Consider the following 1,503-nt stretch of genomic DNA (forward strand, 5'->3'; position numbering starts at 1 on the left):
TGTAGCGCGCCCCCTAAGTTAGACCAACAATCTAATTTAGGGGGGCTTTTTCTATGGCAAAGTATGACGATGCTTTCAAGAGAAAAGTAGTTGAATCATTTCAACACGGTGAGTATGGGTACGTTGAACTGGCTCGTCAGTTTAATATATCGAGTCATTCAACCGTAAAAAAATGGGTGGAAACTGTTGAGCTGCGTGGCTTTAGCGCCTTGCGGCGTAGAAGAACCAAACAAACTTATTCTTCTCAATTCAAGCAAGATGTCATACACTATTACTTAACTAGTGGTGACTCTTACCTTACTGCTGCGTTGCGATATGGCTTGCCTTCAGGAGATCTACTTCAACGATGGCATCAGGTATATCAGCGTGACGGAATGGAAGGTCTGGCACCAAAACCAAAAGGACGGCCTTCAATGACGAAGAAAAAGAAAAAAATTGGATCGAAAAGACCGCTTACGCGAGAGCAGGAACTGGAACGGGAAAATGAACTGCTTCGTGCAGAACTGGCTTTCGTAAAAAAGCTCCGAGCTTTAGGGATGAATATTCCGGATCGACTCAAGAGCGAGACGCCCGAATCATCCACGCACTCCGAAAGGAATTCCGATTAGGGATTCTTTTGGAGGCAACGAAATTCCCTAAAGCAACGTATATGTATTGGCAGAAACGATTTGACCGTGAAAATCCCAATGCAGGATTGGAGAAAACAATCACTGAGATCTTTGAAGAAAATGATGGAAACTATGGGTATCGTCGTATTCAACTTGCGTTGAAGGAGCGCGGCTTGACCGTCAATCAGAAGAAGGTTCGTAGAATCATGCGCAAACTCGGGTTAAAGGGAATGAAATTCACGAGAAAGTCTCGAAAATACAGCTCTTACAAAGGAACGGTCGGACAAATAGCGAAAAATCGTCTTCATCGTCGGTTTCAGACTTCTGTTCCTCACCAAAAAATCACGACAGATACTTCCGAATTTAAATATTATGAAAGAGACGCTCAGGGAAAAATACAAATCAAGAAACTTTATCTAAATCCGTTTCTCGATCTGTTCAACGGAGAGATCTTATCTTATAGTATTTCAGAAAGTCCAAGCATGAAACCAATCCTTGAAGCGCAAAAAGAAGCAATCGCCCGAACGGCCGATTGTCCTTATCGTCGTACTTTTCATTCAGATCAAGGGTGGGCTTACCAGATGAAGCAATATCGAAAACCGCTGATCAAGGAAAAGATCTTTCAAAGTATGTCCCGAAAAGGGAACTGTCTCGACAACTCTTTGATGGAAAACTTTTTTGGCCTTTTGAAACAGGAAATGTATCATGGCGTTGAATACACAAGTCTTGATAGCTTAAAACAGACACTCGAAAAGTGGATTTCTTACTATAATCATCAACGAATCAAAATAAAACTGGGCTGCAGCCCAGTGCAGTATCGGCAACGAATGACCGCATAAAAATACCGACTAGAAAATCTAGTCGGTATAAGGTCTAACTTTTGGGTCTCACTACA

1 protein-coding gene is annotated in these 1,503 nt (G+C 42.2%); it reads left to right on the forward strand.

The window, feature by feature from the left end:
- Nucleotides 1-53: 53 nt before the first annotated feature.
- A protein-coding gene (locus ACOMA8_RS14605) for an IS3 family transposase (RefSeq protein WP_421371697.1) occupies nt 54-1,447 on the forward strand; the annotation gives its coding sequence in 2 pieces (ribosomal slippage) (nt 54-594 and nt 594-1,447; 1,395 coding nt in all).
- Nucleotides 1,448-1,503: the final 56 nt, after the last annotated feature.

The sequence above is a fragment of the Enterococcus infantis genome, assembly GCF_049166715.1.
Classification (GTDB): Bacteria; Bacillota; Bacilli; order Lactobacillales; family Enterococcaceae; genus Enterococcus_C; species Enterococcus_C leclercqii.